Annotated in this window: 14 protein-coding genes and 2 pseudogenes; 8 read left to right on the top strand and 8 right to left on the bottom strand. The window is 55.3% G+C overall.

Annotation, left to right across the window (positions count from 1 at the left end):
- Positions 1-13 precede the first annotated feature (13 nt).
- Positions 14-265, bottom strand: coding sequence for a sulfurtransferase TusA (gene tusA, locus A6U95_RS13710; protein WP_024484647.1), 252 nt, complete (start codon positions 263-265; stop codon positions 14-16).
- A 198-nt stretch (positions 266-463) separates the two neighbouring features.
- Between tusA and A6U95_RS13705 the strand changes: the two genes are divergently transcribed.
- The 3 genes and pseudogenes from A6U95_RS13705 to A6U95_RS13700 all read left to right on the top strand — a co-directional run bounded on the left by A6U95_RS13705 (position 464) and on the right by A6U95_RS13700 (position 1,918).
- On the top strand, positions 464-1,129 hold the full coding sequence (locus tag A6U95_RS13705; RefSeq protein WP_024529563.1) for a 7-cyano-7-deazaguanine/7-aminomethyl-7-deazaguanine transporter: 666 nt from the start codon (positions 464-466) through the stop codon (positions 1,127-1,129).
- Between the two features lie 68 nt (positions 1,130-1,197).
- Positions 1,198-1,305: pseudogene (locus A6U95_RS31470) on the top strand (GNAT family N-acetyltransferase); the annotation flags it as partial.
- Positions 1,306-1,351: 46 nt separating this feature from the next.
- Positions 1,352-1,918, top strand: coding sequence for a DcrB family lipoprotein (locus tag A6U95_RS13700; protein ID WP_065684880.1), 567 nt, complete (start codon positions 1,352-1,354; stop codon positions 1,916-1,918).
- Between the two features lie 36 nt (positions 1,919-1,954).
- Here A6U95_RS13700 and glpC read toward each other — a convergent pair whose 3' ends face one another.
- The 3 genes from glpC to glpA are packed head-to-tail and all read right to left on the bottom strand — an operon-like array spanning position 1,955 to position 6,061.
- Positions 1,955-3,154, bottom strand: coding sequence for an anaerobic glycerol-3-phosphate dehydrogenase subunit GlpC (glpC, locus tag A6U95_RS13695; RefSeq protein ID WP_021181516.1), 1,200 nt, complete (start codon positions 3,152-3,154; stop codon positions 1,955-1,957).
- On the bottom strand, positions 3,151-4,422 hold the full coding sequence (glpB, locus tag A6U95_RS13690) for a glycerol-3-phosphate dehydrogenase subunit GlpB (RefSeq protein WP_065684879.1): 1,272 nt from the start codon (positions 4,420-4,422) through the stop codon (positions 3,151-3,153). The genes glpC and glpB overlap by 4 nt, the downstream gene beginning before the upstream one ends.
- Entirely contained in the window at positions 4,412-6,061 is a 1,650-nt protein-coding gene (gene glpA, locus A6U95_RS13685) for an anaerobic glycerol-3-phosphate dehydrogenase subunit A (RefSeq protein WP_065684878.1), read from the bottom strand. Before glpA ends, glpB begins: the two co-directional genes overlap by 11 nt.
- Before the next feature lie 361 nt (positions 6,062-6,422).
- Here glpA and glpT point away from each other — a divergent pair, with 361 nt between their 5' ends.
- Together glpT and glpQ are read left to right on the top strand one after the other, a co-directional pair.
- Positions 6,423-7,775 (top strand): glycerol-3-phosphate transporter, encoded by a 1,353-nt coding sequence (gene glpT, locus A6U95_RS13680; protein WP_024484654.1) that lies wholly within the window; start codon positions 6,423-6,425, stop codon positions 7,773-7,775.
- A gap of 104 nt (positions 7,776-7,879) precedes the next feature.
- Positions 7,880-8,959 carry a glycerophosphodiester phosphodiesterase gene (glpQ, locus tag A6U95_RS13675; protein WP_024529558.1) on the top strand — a complete coding sequence of 360 codons (1,080 nt, stop codon included), beginning with the start codon at positions 7,880-7,882 and terminating at the stop codon, positions 8,957-8,959.
- 124 nt (positions 8,960-9,083) lie between these two features.
- On the opposite strand, the gene A6U95_RS13670 is transcribed toward glpQ, so the two are convergent.
- Positions 9,084-9,986, bottom strand: a complete 903-nt coding sequence (locus A6U95_RS13670; protein ID WP_065684877.1) for a LysR family transcriptional regulator — start codon at positions 9,984-9,986, stop codon at positions 9,084-9,086.
- 430 nt (positions 9,987-10,416) lie between these two features.
- Here A6U95_RS13670 and budA point away from each other — a divergent pair, with 430 nt between their 5' ends.
- The gene (gene budA, locus A6U95_RS13665; protein WP_065684876.1) at positions 10,417-11,196 is read left to right on the top strand and encodes an acetolactate decarboxylase; all 780 of its coding nucleotides are present in this window, start codon (positions 10,417-10,419) and stop codon (positions 11,194-11,196) included.
- A gap of 28 nt (positions 11,197-11,224) precedes the next feature.
- A complete protein-coding gene (gene alsS, locus A6U95_RS13660; protein ID WP_065684875.1) occupies positions 11,225-12,904 on the top strand; it encodes an acetolactate synthase AlsS in 1,680 nt (559 codons plus the stop codon).
- A gap of 58 nt (positions 12,905-12,962) precedes the next feature.
- Here alsS and A6U95_RS31465 read toward each other — a convergent pair.
- The 3 genes and pseudogenes from A6U95_RS31465 to pldB all read right to left on the bottom strand — a co-directional run.
- Positions 12,963-13,166 (bottom strand): annotated as a pseudogene (locus A6U95_RS31465) (hypothetical protein); the annotation flags it as partial.
- A gap of 78 nt (positions 13,167-13,244) precedes the next feature.
- Positions 13,245-14,045 (bottom strand): sugar/pyridoxal phosphate phosphatase YigL, encoded by an 801-nt coding sequence (gene yigL, locus A6U95_RS13655; RefSeq protein WP_065684874.1) that lies wholly within the window; start codon positions 14,043-14,045, stop codon positions 13,245-13,247.
- An 11-nt stretch (positions 14,046-14,056) separates the two neighbouring features.
- Positions 14,057-15,094, bottom strand: coding sequence for a lysophospholipase L2 (pldB, locus tag A6U95_RS13650; protein WP_065684873.1), 1,038 nt, complete (start codon positions 15,092-15,094; stop codon positions 14,057-14,059).
- 116 nt (positions 15,095-15,210) lie between these two features.
- On the opposite strand from pldB, the gene rhtB reads away from it, so the two are divergent.
- A complete protein-coding gene (gene rhtB, locus A6U95_RS13645; protein WP_021181524.1) occupies positions 15,211-15,831 on the top strand; it encodes a homoserine/homoserine lactone efflux protein in 621 nt (206 codons plus the stop codon).
- Positions 15,832-15,864: the final 33 nt, after the last annotated feature.

Raw genomic sequence — 15,864 nt, 5'->3', positions numbered from 1 at the left:
AACCGCTGGGTGATTAACTCTCGAGCCCTTTGCGCAGCAGATAGCGATACGGGGCCTGCTCGGTTTCCTGGGCCACCAGCGTATGTTCCATAAAGCGGCAAAAACCCGGGATGTCGCGGGTGGTGGCCGGATCGTCGGCGATAATCAGCAAGGTTTTACCGTTATCCATATGGCGCACGGTTTTGCGCACCATCATGACCGGTTCCGGACAGCGCAGCCCCAGAGCGTCTAGCGTCTGGTCTGCCTGGGCAAAAATGTCAGTCATACATCTCTCTCGATCTAAAACGATCGGCGAACCCTCGCCGGATCTGATTACCCGCTAGTTTACGCCGGTAGTTTTTCTGCGCAAGATACGTTAACGTTTGCGTTAAATTTAACCATTGCATTGAATGCCCAAACGCGTACCATGTCGCCGCGCAGTTAACAATGGGTTCCCTCACCCCACACTCAAAAAGGCTACATTATGTATTCGTTTACCGATCGACAACGCTTAATCGCGTTGGTTTGGCTATCGCTATTCCACATCGCCATCATTACTTCCAGCAACTACCTGGTGCAGTTGCCGATCAGTATTTTCGGCTTTCACACCACCTGGGGTGCCTTCACTTTTCCGTTTATCTTCCTGGCCACTGACCTGACCGTGCGGATCTTCGGTGCCCCACTGGCACGCAGGATTATCCTTGCCGTGATGGTCCCGGCGTTGTTTATCTCCTATGTGATCTCCACCGTCACTTTCCAGGGTGAGTGGCAGGGCTTTGCCGCCTTGACCAGCTTCAACCTGTTTGTGGCGCGTATCGCCGCCGCCAGCTTTATGGCCTACGTGCTGGGCCAGATCCTGGACGTGCAGGTATTCAACCGCCTACGCCAACGCAGCGCCTGGTGGGTTGCTCCCGCCGCGGCCATGTTCCTGGGCAATATCAGCGATACCCTGGCCTTCTTCTTTATCGCCTTCTACAAAAGCAGCGACCCCTTTATGGCCGCCAACTGGGTGGAGATCGCGCTGGTGGACTACAGCTTCAAAGTGCTGATCTGCCTAGTGTTCTTCCTGCCGATGTACGGGGTACTGCTCAATATGCTGCTCAAACGCCTGGCAGAGCGCCAACCCACCAGCCGGTTGCAACTGAGTTAACCCGCCTTCTGGTTTATACTGGGCAGCCTGACGTTATGGATGGGGGCTGCCCATGCGCTTAACCACTCGCCATGCTAATAATGCTCATTAGCCACGAATATCAGATTTTCACTCTAGAAAAGAAAGGCGAAGTAGACGAGTATCGTCTATTACTTAAAAAAACCTGTGACATCTAGCCATACGGTCAACCAACTCTATCTGCAAAGGAATAAGGAACATCAGATGCGTAAAGTAACAAAATTGATGGGTATCGGCCTGCTAGTGCTCGGCCTGGCGGCCTGTGATAGCGCCACCAAAGACACTAATGCCCCCGCAGGCAGCGCAGCAGCCAGCGTCCCAAGCGGACAACAGGTAAGTTTATTGGATGGCAAGCTGACCTTTACCCTGCCTAACGGTTTGGCCGATCAGAGCGATAAGCTGACCAACCAGCCAACTAACGTGCACATTTATGCCGACAGCAGCAACCAGCGTGCGGTAATCGTGATCGTTGCTGACAAGGCAGCGGGCGATCTGGACACTCTGGCCAAGCGCATGGAAGAGCAGCAACGCTCCCGCGATGCCAACCTGCAGGTCATTACCAATAAAGCGGTTGAAATTAACGGCACGCCAATGCGCCAACTGGATACCGTGATCACCGTGGCTGGCCAGAAAGCCTACTCTGGCGTACTGCTCGCTATGCTGCCAGACGGTAAGCAACTGACCTTGCAAATCACGCTGCCAGCGGATAACCAGCAGCAGTCTCAAAGCGTAGCGGCTGGCGTGTTCAATACGGTGAAGATCAAGCAGTAATCGTAGTGGGCCAGCATGCTGGCCCGATTTAATGCGTTACGCCAATGCCTGTGCTAACAGGGTGATCGGATGTTCACAGCGCTTGCTGGTGGACATCTCGATCTGCCATTTGCAGGTTTCGCAGTCAGTGATCACCATGTCCACCCCGCTCGCTTCAATCTGGCGAAATAGCGAGGCGCCAATGCCTTGCGAGGTTTCATAGTTTTCCGACTTGAAGCCGTAAGTCCCGGCGATACCGCAGCACTGCGAGTCCAGCACCACCAGCTCCAGCCCTGGGATCTGCCGCAATAGCTCCAGCGTATAGGCCGTCCAGCCCATTTTCTCCATATGACACGGCGTGTGGTAAGCCACCCGCAGCGGCGTCTGTTTGAGCGGCAAGGTGCGCCCTTGGCTGATCAGACGATAGAGATAACGCGTAGCCAGCTCAACCCGTTCACGCACCGCCGAGGTATCCACCTCCAGCAAATGCGGGTACTCATCACGCAGGGTAAACGTGCAGCTCGACGAAGTAGCCACCACCGGTATGCCTTTGGTCAGGACCGCATCATGCAGTGATTCCGCATTCACTTTGGCCTGCTTCTTCGCCTGCGCAATAAAGCCGTTGGCGATCAGCGGTACGCCGCAGCATTTCTCACGCTTGAGCAGTTGCACGCCGATATCCATGGCGTTAAACACCTTGATCAGGTCTTTGCCAAGCTGCGGATGGTTGTAGTTAACAAAGCAACCGTGGAAAAACGCGACCTGCTCGGCATAGCGCTGTTGCTGCTCTGCCTGCTGGCGATACCAACGGCGGAAGGTGCCAAACGAGTATTTCGGCAGTTCACGCCGATGGTCGATCTTCAGCGCCTTATCCAACAGCTTGCGCACCGGCTTCAGGCCGGTAGTCGCGTTAACGATCGGCGCAAACGGCGTCGATAGGGTGCCCATGATGTCGGTATGGCTGAGGATGGCATCGCGCAGCGTAGGTTTGCTTTGGCTGAAATTGGCCCGGGCACGTTGGATAATATCGCCGATTTTAACGTCTGAAGGGCAAGCCACTTCGCACCGCTTACAGTTAGTACAATACTTCAGTGCTTCGTCGTAAAGCGCCGGATCTTTCAGCCGCAGGCGTTCCCCATCCGGCCCGGCCTGTTTTGGTCCTGGATAGAGCGGATTAGCCTTCGCGACCGGACAATAGGTGGTGCAGACGGTGCATTTGATGCAGCTCTCGAAGCTGTTGTCTGGTAACAGACTCATGCTGAAACCTCCTGTGCCAAAATCTGTTGGGCAACGTGCAGCGCACCGAGCAGCGAAACCCCAGCGCCACAGCCCTGCTGCAACGGATCGTAACCGCCAGCCACGGCACCGATAGCATACAGATTGGTCATCGCCTTCCCCTGTTTTAACGCCCGCAGCGCGGTATCGGTCTGAACCCCAAATTGCAGGTACGGCTGCGGAGCAAACAGATTGGCATCGCTCCAGTCGGCGCGTTCGGCTTTGCTGTACACGTCGAGGCCAAATACCGGCTCACGAATGCCGTCAAAAGCGGCCACCAGGCCGTTGCTGAAGAAGCTGCCGCTGGCCAGTATCACCTGCTGTGCCCGCAGCGGAATATCGGTGTGATTGCGGGTATACAGACCGGTGACGCGCTGCCCGTCGCAGCTGGCACGCAACACGCTATCCCCCGGCATAAACACCCCACCCAGTTGCTGCAAGCGCTGGCGCAATGCTTGATGCAGCCGCATACCGAGCACGGAAGGTGGCAGCGTGGGTAACAGATAAACGGGCTTACCGACCAACCGGCGCAACGTCATCAACGGTTCATCATCCTCTAACCCCAGGCAGGCTGGCAGCAAGATAGCCTCTGCCTCACCTGCCTGGCGTGTGATCTCTTCCGCCAGCAGGGCTAGATGTTCTGGCAGATCCAGTACGCGGGCGATATTCACCGCGCGGAACTCGCTAGGATTATTACGTAAGCGATCCAACACTGGCAGATGCAAGAATGCCACTTCTGCCTTGAAGCCCTGCTCCTGAATCAATGAGCTGGCCGCCATCTGCGGTTGGAAATCCAGAAAGCCTTCAATCCCCAGTACGGCGATATTCCGCCACGGCAACTTCCCATCCAAGGGAGAGACAGGGATCGCCAGGGGGCTGAGCCAGGTGGCACGGCGGGTCCCGAGGGGGGTCACGCGTAGATGGTTTTGGCTGCTATCGCCCTGCATCTGCCACCCGCAACGCTGTAGCAATTGCTCGGCTTGCGTTGCCAGCGCGGCCACCTGTGTGGCCCCCATCAGGCTATACGGATGCTGTGGAGCCTGTTGCGCCAGTTCGTGCAAGGCAGACAGAGGCGACGCCACCGGCGTACCATCGGGCAGATGGGCCAGCAGATCGAGCGAGCCGGAAGAAAAATAGAGCGCGCTTTGGCCGGAACTAACTATTGCGCAGCGTTTGCCATGCTCGGCTAAACGGATAGCACAGCTCAACCCGGCCAAGCCACCACCAATCACCACCGCATCAAATTGCATCATCCGCCTCCTGCTTAGCGTCACCCTGCGCATCTAACCCGCATAACCCTTGATATACCCAACTGGTGAATTCGCTCTCCCGCAGGGCATCGCCCCAGGCGATAGGCCGCACGCCTTTCCAGCGTTCATTGAGGAAATGGGACAGTTGGGTGATGGATTGCTGCGGCGTCACCACGTTAAACCGCGTCAACAAACCTGCGGCACGGCAGGCACACAGCTCCCCTTGGCAGGTCCCCATACCAACGCGGGTACGGCGGCGCAGATCGACCAGATTGTTGACGGTCAGAGAATCCACCGCGTAACGTACCTCACCGGCGGTCACCGCTTCACACTCACACACCAGGCTGTTGTCCAGCCGGTTGCCAGAAGGGACCAGGCTGGCACGATCGCCATGACGGTACACCGCCGAGCCCCGGATGCTGGCAGGCAGTGAAACCACGCTGCGCACCGTCTCTTCGGCGCTCTGGCGGGAGCCGGGCAACGCCACTTCCGCCGTGGTGCAAGGGCTGTCGATGCCCAGCTTGGCGCAGACCAGGTCGGTGGTCCATTCAGCCATCAGCCGGTAAGTCATCAGCTTGCCGCCGGTAATGGTAATAAAGCCCTCCAACCCGTCACGCGCCGCATGGTCGAGCAGCACGATGCCGCGGCTGACGTTGCGCCCAGAAGGATCGTCGTCGCTGGCAACCAGCGGCCGTACGCCCGCATAGGCACGCAGAATGCGCGTTTGCGCCAGTTTCGGGGCCAGCAGCGTGCCTTCGCGGATTAATATATCCACTTCCTGTGGCGTCACCACCATGTTGTCAATCTGGTCATACTCGATATGAGTTGAGGTGGTACCAATCAGCGAGATGGTATCGCCAGGTACCAGAATGTCGGCATCCGCCGGTTTACGGCAGCGGTTAATCACCATGTTATTGATGCGATGGCCCAGGATCAGCAATGCCCCTTTGGCAGGGAACATGCGGATGCGCAGATCGGCATACTCGGCAATTTGCTGGCCCCAGATCCCGGCGGCGTTGACTACCACCTGAGCATGGATATCGTACTGCTGTGCGGCCTGATGATCGAAAACGCGCACGCCCGTCACGCGATCGCCGGTACGCAACAAACCGGTGACCTGATGATAGGTAAGGATTTGTGCACCATGTTCACGCGCATCAAGCATGTTGGCCGCCGTTAAGCGGAAAGGATCGACGGTGCCATCTGGCACTCGCACCGCGCCGATCAGCGCCGGGTTAGCCGCAGGCTCCAGGCGTAATGCCAGCGCGGGGTCAATGGCTTCGGCCTCAATGCCAGCGCTGCGACAGGCGGTAATAAACTGCTGCTGAAAGGCCAATGAGTCCTGAGGCAAGGTAATGAACAGGCCGTCGGTACGTTCGATACAGTGGTGGGCAATACGCTTGAGGATGCGGTTTTCTTCAATACATTCGCGTGCCGATTCGCCGTCGGTGACCGAATAGCGCGCCCCGCTGTGCAACAACCCGTGGTTGCGGCCAGTCGCGCCAGTGGCGATGTCATGCCTTTCCAGTAAAACGCAACGCAGACCGCGCCGCGCGCAGTCACGGGCAATCCCCGCGCCGGTAGCGCCGCCGCCAATGATGATCACGTCCGTTTCGGTGATTGGTGAGTTGTTGCTCATCACGCCCCCTGAGCCTGTAGTTATGCGTTTATTTAGCCACAGTCAGTAGGGTTTTTGTTTGATAAGGAACAATAACGAACAGAAAACGAAAATAATATGGCCATAAAAAGCCATGAATGTGACCAATATCACGTATTTGTGCTATTTAGTCATTCCAAAATGTTAACCGATCACTCAAAATTCGCCACAGTTTCATAAAAGTGTAACAAATGAGCCATCCATCACGGTGTGACCGGGGGGTTTTCTCTAGCATTGCGCTCGTTATGGAACATTTAACAACACTTCAGGTATCCGCAAGCTCATCTTCAGGACAGCCGTTTCCTGTTGAGGCAATAAACAGATAAAGCCATCGGAGGCGCTCATGTTGAGTATTTTTAAGCCAGCTGCACACATTTCTCGTGTGCCAGTCGACAAGGTAGACCCGCTCTACCGTAAGCTGCGCTGGCAGATTTTTATGGGGATCTTTTTCGGTTACGCCGCCTACTATCTGGTGCGTAAAAACTTCACCCTGGCGATGCCGTATCTGATCGATCAGGGCTTCAGCCGTGGTGACCTGGGCTTTGCGCTGTCAGGGATTTCCATCGCTTACGGTTTCTCCAAGTTCATCATGGGGTCGGTTTCTGACCGTTCCAACCCGCGTGTATTCCTACCCGCCGGCCTGATCCTGGCCGCTGCCGTCATGCTGTTTATGGGCTTTGTGCCTTGGGCTACCTCCAGCATTGCCGTGATGTTCGTGCTGCTGTTCCTGTGTGGTTGGTTCCAGGGTATGGGTTGGCCGCCTTGTGGCCGTACCATGGTGCACTGGTGGTCACAGAAAGAGCGTGGCGGTATTGTTTCGGTATGGAACTGTGCGCACAACGTCGGTGGTGGCCTGCCTCCACTGCTGTTCCTACTGGGTATGGCCTGGTTTAACGACTGGCATGCGGCGCTGTATATGCCTGCCTTCGGTGCGATCCTGGTGGCTCTGATCGCCTTCGCCTTGATGCGTGACACCCCGCAATCTGTTGGTTTGCCACCGATTGAAGAATACAAAAACGACTATCCGGATGATTACAGCGAAGAAGCAGAAGAAGAGCTGACAGCCAAGCAGATCTTCATGCAGTACGTGCTGCCAAACAAACTGCTGTGGTACATCGCGATCGCCAACGTGTTCGTGTATCTGCTGCGCTACGGCATCCTGGACTGGTCACCAACCTACCTGAAAGAAGTGAAACACTTCGCGCTGGATAAGTCCTCCTGGGCCTACTTCCTGTACGAATACGCCGGTATCCCAGGCACCCTGCTGTGCGGCTGGATGTCGGACAAGGTGTTTAAAGGCAACCGTGGCGCCACTGGGGTGTTCTTCATGGTTCTGGTGACCATCGCCACCATCGTTTACTGGCTGAACCCGGTGGGTAACCCAGGCATCGATATGGCCTGTATGATCACCATCGGCTTCCTGATCTATGGCCCAGTCATGCTGATCGGCCTGCACGCGCTGGAACTGGCACCGAAGAAAGCGGCAGGTACCGCCGCAGGCTTTACCGGCCTGTTCGGTTACCTGGGCGGTTCGGTCGCAGCCAGCGCCATCGTCGGCTATACCGTTGACTACTTCGGTTGGGACGGCGGCTTTATGGTGATGATCGGCGGCAGCATCGGTGCGGTGATCCTGCTGGTGCTGACCATGATCAGCGAGAAGAAACACCACGCAGAAATCGCGGCCAAACGCGGTTAAAAGCCAAGCGGGCGCAGCATGCAGCGCCCCTACCTACCCTTTATCGTCAATCTAAGGCCGCGCTGCGGCCTTTTTCTTACCTCTACAACATGGAGCAACACAGAATGCGGACTCAAACCAAAGCCCTGCTCACAGGGATCATTCTTGCCACTTCAATGCTCAGTGCCGCCCAGGCTGCGGATAAAGTGGTTATCGCTCACCGCGGTGCCAGCGGCTATCTGCCGGAGCATACGTTACCGGCCAAGGCGATGGCCTACGCACAGGGTGCCGACTTCCTTGAGCAAGATCTGGTGATGACCAAAGACAACGAGCTGGTGGTGTTGCACGACCACTATCTGGATCGCGTCACCGACGTTGCCGAGCGCTTCCCGGACCGGGCGCGTAAAGATGGCCGCTACTACGCCATCGACTTTACGCTGCCTGAGATCAAATCGCTGAAGTTCACCGAAGGCTTCGATATCAAAGATGGTAAGCAGGTGCAAAGCTACCCTGGCCGCTTCCCGATGGGCAAATCCGACTTCCGCGTCCACACCTTCCAGGAAGAGATCGAGTTCGTACAGGGTCTCAACCATTCAACCGGCAAGAACATCGGTCTTTACCCGGAAATCAAGGCCCCCTGGTTCCATCAGCAGGAAGGAAAAGACATCTCCACCAGGGTGCTGGAAGTTCTTAAGCAATACGGCTACACCAGCAAGAGCGACAACGTCTATCTGCAGTGTTTTGATGCCAACGAGCTGAAACGCATCAAGGATCAGCTGGAACCCAAGATGGGGATGGATCTGAAGCTGGTGCAGCTGATTGCCTACACCGACTGGAACGAAACCTACGAGCAGAAGGCCGACGGCAAGTGGGTCAACTATGACTACGACTGGATGTTCAAACCGGGTGCGATGAAAAAGATCGCCCAGTATGCCGACGGCATCGGGCCTGACTATCACATGCTGATCGTCGAAGAAAAATCCAAACCGAACCAGATCGTGTTGACCGATATGGTCAAGGACGCTCATGCCAGCAATATGGCGGTGCACCCTTACACCATTCGTGCCGATAAGCTGCCGAAATACGTCACCGACGTGAACCAACTGTTCGACGCGATTTACAATCAGGCGGGCGTTGACGGCGTGTTTACCGACTTCCCGGACAAGGGCGTACAGTTCCTGCAAAAGCAGGGGCAACATAAGTAACGACGACTCCCCCACCGGGTTACCCCGGTGGGGATCAGAACCAAGCCTGCCGTAACAGCAAAGCACTCACATAAATGCCTATGCCAGAGGCTGAACCGGGATTGAAAAGCTCGATTGAGCCACGTCATTGCCAGCTTGGAGGCTGACCAATACGCTCAGTAAGCAAACTTATAAAAACGCTCAATTTGGCCGAGATTCTGGCTACTGGGCGCAACAGATAGATCCCTTGTTCCTCGCCACGAGGATCTGCCAGCAGAGGTAACAAACTTCCAGACTGAATATCCGGCCCCACCACCCAGTTAGGCAAGAAAGTGATGCCTAAACCGAGTAATGCCGCTTGCCGCTGTGCCGAGAAATCATCACAGCGCAGCACCATCTTGCACTGATTCATCAGAGGTTCACTGAGGATTTGCGCCCAGCAAGCGGGTTGCTGTTTGTGATAGCGGGCGATCAACTGATGATCACGTAACTCCTGTAGGTTGGCCGGTATCCCATTGTGAACGATATAGTCCGGGCTGGCACACATGAACCAGCGCTGTGTGGCGATGCGGTTTGCATACAGTGAACTGTCTTTCTGCTCGCCGATACGGATGGCGGCGTCCAGCAATTCTTGTTTCGGATCGGTCTGGCGTTCGGTGAGATCCAACTCAACTACCAGCCTTGGATAACGCTGGATTAGCACCGGTAACAGCGGCAACAGATAGGTTTTGCCGAAGGTGGGCAAGCAACTGATACGCAGCACGCCTTGCGGAGTCTCGTTTTGTGCTGCCAGTTCGGCGCGGATGTCGATGATTTGCGTCAGCAACAGTGAGGCGCGCTTTCTCAGTATTTCACCAGCATCGGTCAGCACCAGGCCGCGTGTTGAGCGCACAAACAGCATGACGCCAAGTTCACCTTCCAGCGTATCGATATGCCGCACCAATGAAGAAGGCACCATACCCAGTTTGCGTGCGGCAGCAGAGAAGCTACCCAATTGTGCAACATCGAGAAAGATCGGCAAATGTTCGGCATAGCGTGCGTCATTCATCTTTGCATTATATGCAAAAGCATTGCTTATGAATACTCAGTTCTCTAGCGACTGAGTTAGCGCTACTCTACTTCCAGAGTGAATCAGCGATATCGTGCTAATAATATTCAATTATCAATATAAAAAACCTTAATTTATTTTTATAAAACTTAAAATTTGAAATTAGATAGTGAATTCATCTGCTTCATGCATTTTAAAATCAATACCACATTAATCGTAAACGTGGTGTGGCGCGGTTAAAATCATTAGCAGGCCTTTGTTTTACCTAGACTCTGGTTGAGTCCGGCGCGTTGCCTGTTTGTATCACTGTTTTTTGCCGTTGCCAGCTGAGGGGTTCTAAGTGAGCACTTTAGCAGCGGCAGGTTTGCTCATGTTCTTGAGCATTTAAACGCATCGCACCTTAGGTGCCGTGCGGGTGGAGGAGGTGGTAATGAATGAAAATCATGGCTGTTCATGTGCGCAGCAGCTGGCGCAAGGTTTTGCCAAGCAAGCGCTGGATTGTGGTCAGGGGGAAATTTATCAGACCTCATTGATGAGCGCCTTGCTTGATGGTGTTTACGAAGGGGATGTCACTATCGCCGAGTTGCTCAAACACGGTAACTTCGGCTTGGGGACCTTCAACCATCTTGATGGAGAACTGATCGCTTTTGATCGGGAAGTTCATCAGTTGCGTGCAGATGGCAGCGCCCGTGCGGCCAGTCTGCAACAAAGAACGCCGTTCGCGGTGGTCACTTTTTTTCAGCCTAGTGTGACGCTAAAGATTGAAAAACCGATCTGCAAAGCCGACCTGCACCGGTGCATCGACCAGCAGGTAGCTTCACCTAATCTGTTCTGTGCGTTACGGGTTGATGGTCTGTTCAGCCATGTGGAAACCCGGACCGTACCGCGGCAAGAGCGGCCCTACAAACCGATGCTGGAAGCGATCGAAGCGCAGCCGACCTTTGCATTTCAGCAACGCAGCGGCACATTGGTGGGATTCCGCTCACCTGATTATATGCAGGGCATCAGTGTTGCGGGTTACCACGAACACTTTATCACTGACGATCGCATCGGTGGGGGCCATGTCCTGGATTATCAGCTCGATCATGGCCGTCTGCAGTTTGGCGTGATCGCTCGTCTCAATCTTCAATTGCCGCACGATGCGGATTTCCTGTGCGCCGACCTCTGTCCAGAGGATTTGGATTGCGCCATTCGTTCTGCCGAGGGTTAATCGGCGTCGTTTTTTCAGGAGGTGGATTATGGTTGGTTCAGACAATCACTGGCGGTGTGGTGCAGATTTGGTGGTTAAAAATCTGCACGCGCAGGGCGTGAAACAGGTATTTGGTATTCCCGGGGCTAAAATAGATCGCGTGTTCGATGCGTTGGAAGATGAACCCGAGATAAAAACCGTGGTAGTACGTCACGAAGCCAACGCGGCATTTATGGCAGCGGCAGTTGGCCGCTTGACCGGCAAGGCAGGAGTCGCACTGGTGACCTCCGGGCCGGGCAGTTCTAACCTGATCACCGGGCTGGCCACCGCTACCTCCGAAGGGGATGCGGTGGTGGCCTTGGGCGGTGCGGTGAAACGTGCTGACAATCTTAAACAAACACACCAGAGCATGGATACCGTCAGCATGTTCCGGCCAGTAACCAAATATTGTGCCGAAGTACATACCGGTTCCGCCATTTCAGAAGTGATGGCCAATGCGTTCCGCAGTGCTGAATTTGGCCGTCCTGGGGCTGCGTTTATCAGCTTGCCGATGGATATCATCAATGAACCGGTGACGGCACCGGTGCTGACCGGAGGCCGCTCCCTCCGTCTGGGGGCCGCTTCAACTGAGGACATTCACGAAGCGCTTAAACTTATCCAGCAGGCGAAATGTCCGGTACTGTTGCTGGGGCTGCAAGCCAGCCGCCCGGAAAACAGTGCCGCAATACGCCATTTGTTACAGCGTACGCATATGCCGGTGGTAGGAACCTATCAGGCCGCGGGAGTGATTGATGCTAATGATTTTTCCCGCTTTGCTGGCCGTGTCGGATTATTCAACAATCAGCCTGCCGACCAACTGTTGCAAAAAGCCGATCTGGTGGTCAGTGTGGGTTATAGCCCGATCGAATACGACCCCTGCATGTGGAACAGCCAAAGGCGGTTGATGCTGGTACATATCGATGTACAACCGGCCGAAATTGATACCTGTTACCGCCCAGATGTGGAGCTGGTCGGTAATATCAACGCCACTATCAATTTGCTGACCGAAGGTTTCAGCAATGTGATCGGTATGCCTGCCGAGGTGGAACTGATCTTATCCGATCTCGGCCTGCAGCGCGCGGAGCTGGCAGAGCGTGCTGCACGCCGTGGCGGTATGCCGATTCATCCGTTGCGCATCGTCAAGGAACTGCAGGATATCGTCAGCGATGACGTGACGCTATGTGTGGATATGGGGAGCTTCCATATCTGGATCGCTCGCTATCTGTATAGCTTCCGCGCCCGCCAACTCCTGATCTCCAATGGCCAGCAGACCATGGGGGTTGCCCTGCCGTGGGCCATTGGTGCGGCGCTGGTCCGGCCGGGAGACAAAGTGTTATCCATCTCCGGCGATGGGGGATTTATGCAGTCGAGCATGGAGTTGGAAACTGCGGTGCGGCTGAAAGCCAATATTGTGCATGTGATTTGGGTGGATAATGCCTACAACATGGTGGAAATGCAGGAGGTGAGTAAATATCAACGCAAGTCTGGTGTAGAGTTTGGCCCGATTGATTTCAAAGCCTATGCAGAGGCATGCGGTGCGGTCGGGTTTGCGGTGCAATCAGTGGAGGAGTTGCGGCCTATGTTGCGTAAGGCTATGGAAATTCAGGGGCCGGTGGTAGTGGCAATCCCGGTAGATTATGCTGACAATTACAAACTGATGGCTCAAATGAACTTCAGCCAGATGATTTAATTCGGGTTAGGAAAAACAGTTCCCTTAGGCTACCCCCTTAGAGACTGAAGACGTCGTTCACCTGACGGTGCACTACGTCTGGCGGGCATTTGCCTTCCTGGTTCAATAACGCGAGTGCTCTGCCATAGGCCATGCTTTATCTGTAATGATGTGCCGTGGCTATCAACAGCCAGCACAGATCTGTCGGCTGACGCCCGTACCAACGCAGACGTTTTTCCATCTCAGGTGCATAGCACGGAACCCAACGATAAATCATGGTGTGGCACGGAATGCCTACTATTGATGAATTGTGAGCCAGGTCGCTCGGTGGCGCAGCCGGTGAAGACTGCGCCCCAATCAGTTAAATCGAGTACATTTTACGCAGGTAATGAGGCACGGCGTCGTCAACGTTGGAGCCAATCACTTCGAGCTCCGGCAACTTGTCTTTCAGACGTTGCTGGGCATCCTGCATGATGCAGCCTTTCCCCGCCATCGACAGCATTTCCAGATCGTTCATGCCGTCGCCAAAGGCGATGCACTCTTTAAGCGAATAGCCGATGATCTTGGCGACTTCTTCCAACGCATGACCTTTCGAGACGCCACCGGCCATCACCTCCAGGCAGGTTGGGAACGAGAAGCTGACGTTGACCCGATCGCCCCAGCGCGCGTTGATGGCATCTTCCAGCGGCAGCAGTTTTTCATGATCGTCGCAGGTGAAGTACACCTTGCACACGCCATCGGTTTCCAGCAAGCCCGGCTCAAACAGCTCATATTTAAAGATCGATTCCTGGAAAAATTCTTCCTGCTCCGGGCTTTCACGGTTCATGAACCAGTCGTCGTTGCGGTAGACGTTGGTCAGGATTTCCTGGTTATCGTGCATCATGTTGTACAGATCGCGGGCGATATCTTCATCCAGGTTGTGGCTGAAGATCAGCTCACCGGCGGTGTTATGTACCCGCGCACCGTTGGAGGTGATCATAAAAGCACTGATGCCGAGATTATCGCGGATCTGGGAAACGTCGATATGGTGGCGGCCGGTAGCAAAAACAAAGTGCACGCCCTGCTGCGTCAGCAGCTGCAGCGTTTCTTTGGCGTACGGTGTCAGGGTGTGCTCAGGGGACAGCAGAGTGCCATCTAAATCGGAAGCAACGACGTGATACATAGCGATATGTTCTAACCTCTAGTGGAATTTTCGGCGGCAGCAGTACCGCCTAAGTGCTGAGCAAAGAATCGCAGGATTGCGTTCAGTGCCTCGGCGCGCATCGCGTCCCGTTCGAACAGGATCTCATGGCGAGCGCCTTTGATAACCCACGGTTTTCCCCCTTCACAAGGGTGCCCCGCGTCTGACAGTGCCTGACAAAAAGCGCGCTGGGAACGGTTGTCTACCACCCGATCCTCACCGGCCTGCAATAATAAAATCGGCGTAGTGATGTTAGCAGCCTGGGCAATGATCTGCTGCCCGGCCTGAATACTTTCCTTGACCCAGTGATAGGTTGGCCCACCTACCCGCAGCTCGGGATGATCGGCGTAATAACGCAGGTTGCGGCGATAACGCTCGCGGCTGTGGGTCAGCGTATTGACCACAAAGGGCAAGGGCCGCCAATGCCCGGTACCAACTGCGTAATAGTCACGCAGCCCTGGGCGCTTTTCCGTCCAGTTCAAAATACCGTTGGCCATCCAGCCCGGCATCGGCAGATAAATGCCCAACATCGGTGCGCAGAGTGCAACGGCGGAAAACGCCTGTGGCTCACGCGCCAGGAACTGCGCCAGTATCGCGCCCCCCATCGAGTGTGCCAGCGCGACGTGCTGCCGGTAACCCAAGGGTTTGACCTGCTGATGGTAAAACTGGGCAAAATCGTCCACGTAGTCGGCAAAGTTTACCACATGCCCCCGGTGCGTATCTGCCAGCATCCGCCCGGACAACCCTTGACCACGATGATCGATGATCATCACGTCATAACCGCTGTGAAACAGATCGTACGCCACTTCCGGGTACTTGATATAGCTTTCGATGCGCCCCGGGCTGATCACCACTACCCGCTGGTGCAGCGGGGAAGCAAAACGCACAAAGCGGATCGGTACGCCCCCGACGCCGGTGAACTCCCCTTCCTCACGTCGCCGCCAAAAATCCAGCAGTGGCCCAGTCGCGAAGGCAGAGAACTGCTTTTCACGGTTTAACCATTGCGCGGGATCAAGGGTGAATGACGACATGGCCTACCTTTTAACGGGATGTTCAGAGAGGTAAATGTGATCTCTGGCACGGGAAATCATACTAGCGTATTGTGGCACAAATTGGTGACAAATTGGTGTATTCAGGGAGCATTGCGATGACCTTAGACTGGTGGTTAACCTATCTGCTGACAACCCTTATTCTCAGTCTTTCCCCCGGTTCCGGTGCCATCAACACCATGAGTACCGGCATCAGCCACGGCTATCGCGGAGCGGCAGCGTCGATTGCGGGTCTACAGGTAGGCCTGAGTATCCATATCGTGCTGGTGGGGATTGGCCTCGGCGCAGTGGTTTCCCAGTCGCTGCTGGCCTTTGAACTACTGAAATGGTTTGGTGCGGCCTATCTGGTGTGGCTGGGTATCCAGCAGTGGCGCGCCGCAGGCGCGTTGGATCTGCACACTCTGGCAGGCACCATGCCACGCCGCCGCCTGTTTCGCCGCGCCGTCCTGGTAAATCTGACCAACCCCAAGAGCATCGTGTTTCTGGCAGCTCTGTTCCCGCAGTTCATCATGCCCAACCAGCCCCAGGCCGAGCAGTATGTCATTCTCGGCGTCACCACGGTGGTGATCGATATCCTGGTGATGATTGGTTACGCCACGCTGGCCACGCGCATTGCCGGTTGGTTAAAGACCCCGCGCCAAATGCAGCTGCTGAACCGGATTTTTGGCTCGCTGTTTATTCTGGTGGCGGGATTACTGGCAACGGCAAGAAAGGCATGAACGATTGGGCCGAAGCGTTCGGCCCGACGATTA

Origin of the sequence: Serratia sp. 14-2641 (assembly GCF_001692375.1) — a bacterium.
Classification (GTDB): Bacteria; Pseudomonadota; Gammaproteobacteria; order Enterobacterales; family Enterobacteriaceae; genus Chania; species Chania fonticola_C.
This window is presented reverse-complemented; position numbering and strand designations above follow the sequence as displayed.

Bases quoted from the DNA above. Each gene is read 5' to 3' on its own strand.
- tusA (WP_024484647.1), bottom strand. From the start codon at position 265: ATGACTGACATTTTTGCCCAGGCAGACCAGACGCTAGACGCTCTGGGG.
- A6U95_RS13705 (WP_024529563.1), top strand. From the start codon at position 464: ATGTATTCGTTTACCGATCGACAACGCTTAATCGCGTTGGTTTGGCTA.
- A6U95_RS13700 (WP_065684880.1), top strand. From the start codon at position 1,352: ATGCGTAAAGTAACAAAATTGATGGGTATCGGCCTGCTAGTGCTCGGC.
- glpC (WP_021181516.1), bottom strand. From the start codon at position 3,154: ATGAGTCTGTTACCAGACAACAGCTTCGAGAGCTGCATCAAATGCACC.
- glpB (WP_065684879.1), bottom strand. From the start codon at position 4,422: ATGCAATTTGATGCGGTGGTGATTGGTGGTGGCTTGGCCGGGTTGAGC.
- glpA (WP_065684878.1), bottom strand. From the start codon at position 6,061: ATGAGCAACAACTCACCAATCACCGAAACGGACGTGATCATCATTGGC.
- glpT (WP_024484654.1), top strand. From the start codon at position 6,423: ATGTTGAGTATTTTTAAGCCAGCTGCACACATTTCTCGTGTGCCAGTC.
- glpQ (WP_024529558.1), top strand. From the start codon at position 7,880: ATGCGGACTCAAACCAAAGCCCTGCTCACAGGGATCATTCTTGCCACT.
- A6U95_RS13670 (WP_065684877.1), bottom strand. From the start codon at position 9,986: ATGAATGACGCACGCTATGCCGAACATTTGCCGATCTTTCTCGATGTT.
- budA (WP_065684876.1), top strand. From the start codon at position 10,417: ATGAATGAAAATCATGGCTGTTCATGTGCGCAGCAGCTGGCGCAAGGT.
- alsS (WP_065684875.1), top strand. From the start codon at position 11,225: ATGGTTGGTTCAGACAATCACTGGCGGTGTGGTGCAGATTTGGTGGTT.
- yigL (WP_065684874.1), bottom strand. From the start codon at position 14,045: ATGTATCACGTCGTTGCTTCCGATTTAGATGGCACTCTGCTGTCCCCT.
- pldB (WP_065684873.1), bottom strand. From the start codon at position 15,094: ATGTCGTCATTCACCCTTGATCCCGCGCAATGGTTAAACCGTGAAAAG.
- rhtB (WP_021181524.1), top strand. From the start codon at position 15,211: ATGACCTTAGACTGGTGGTTAACCTATCTGCTGACAACCCTTATTCTC.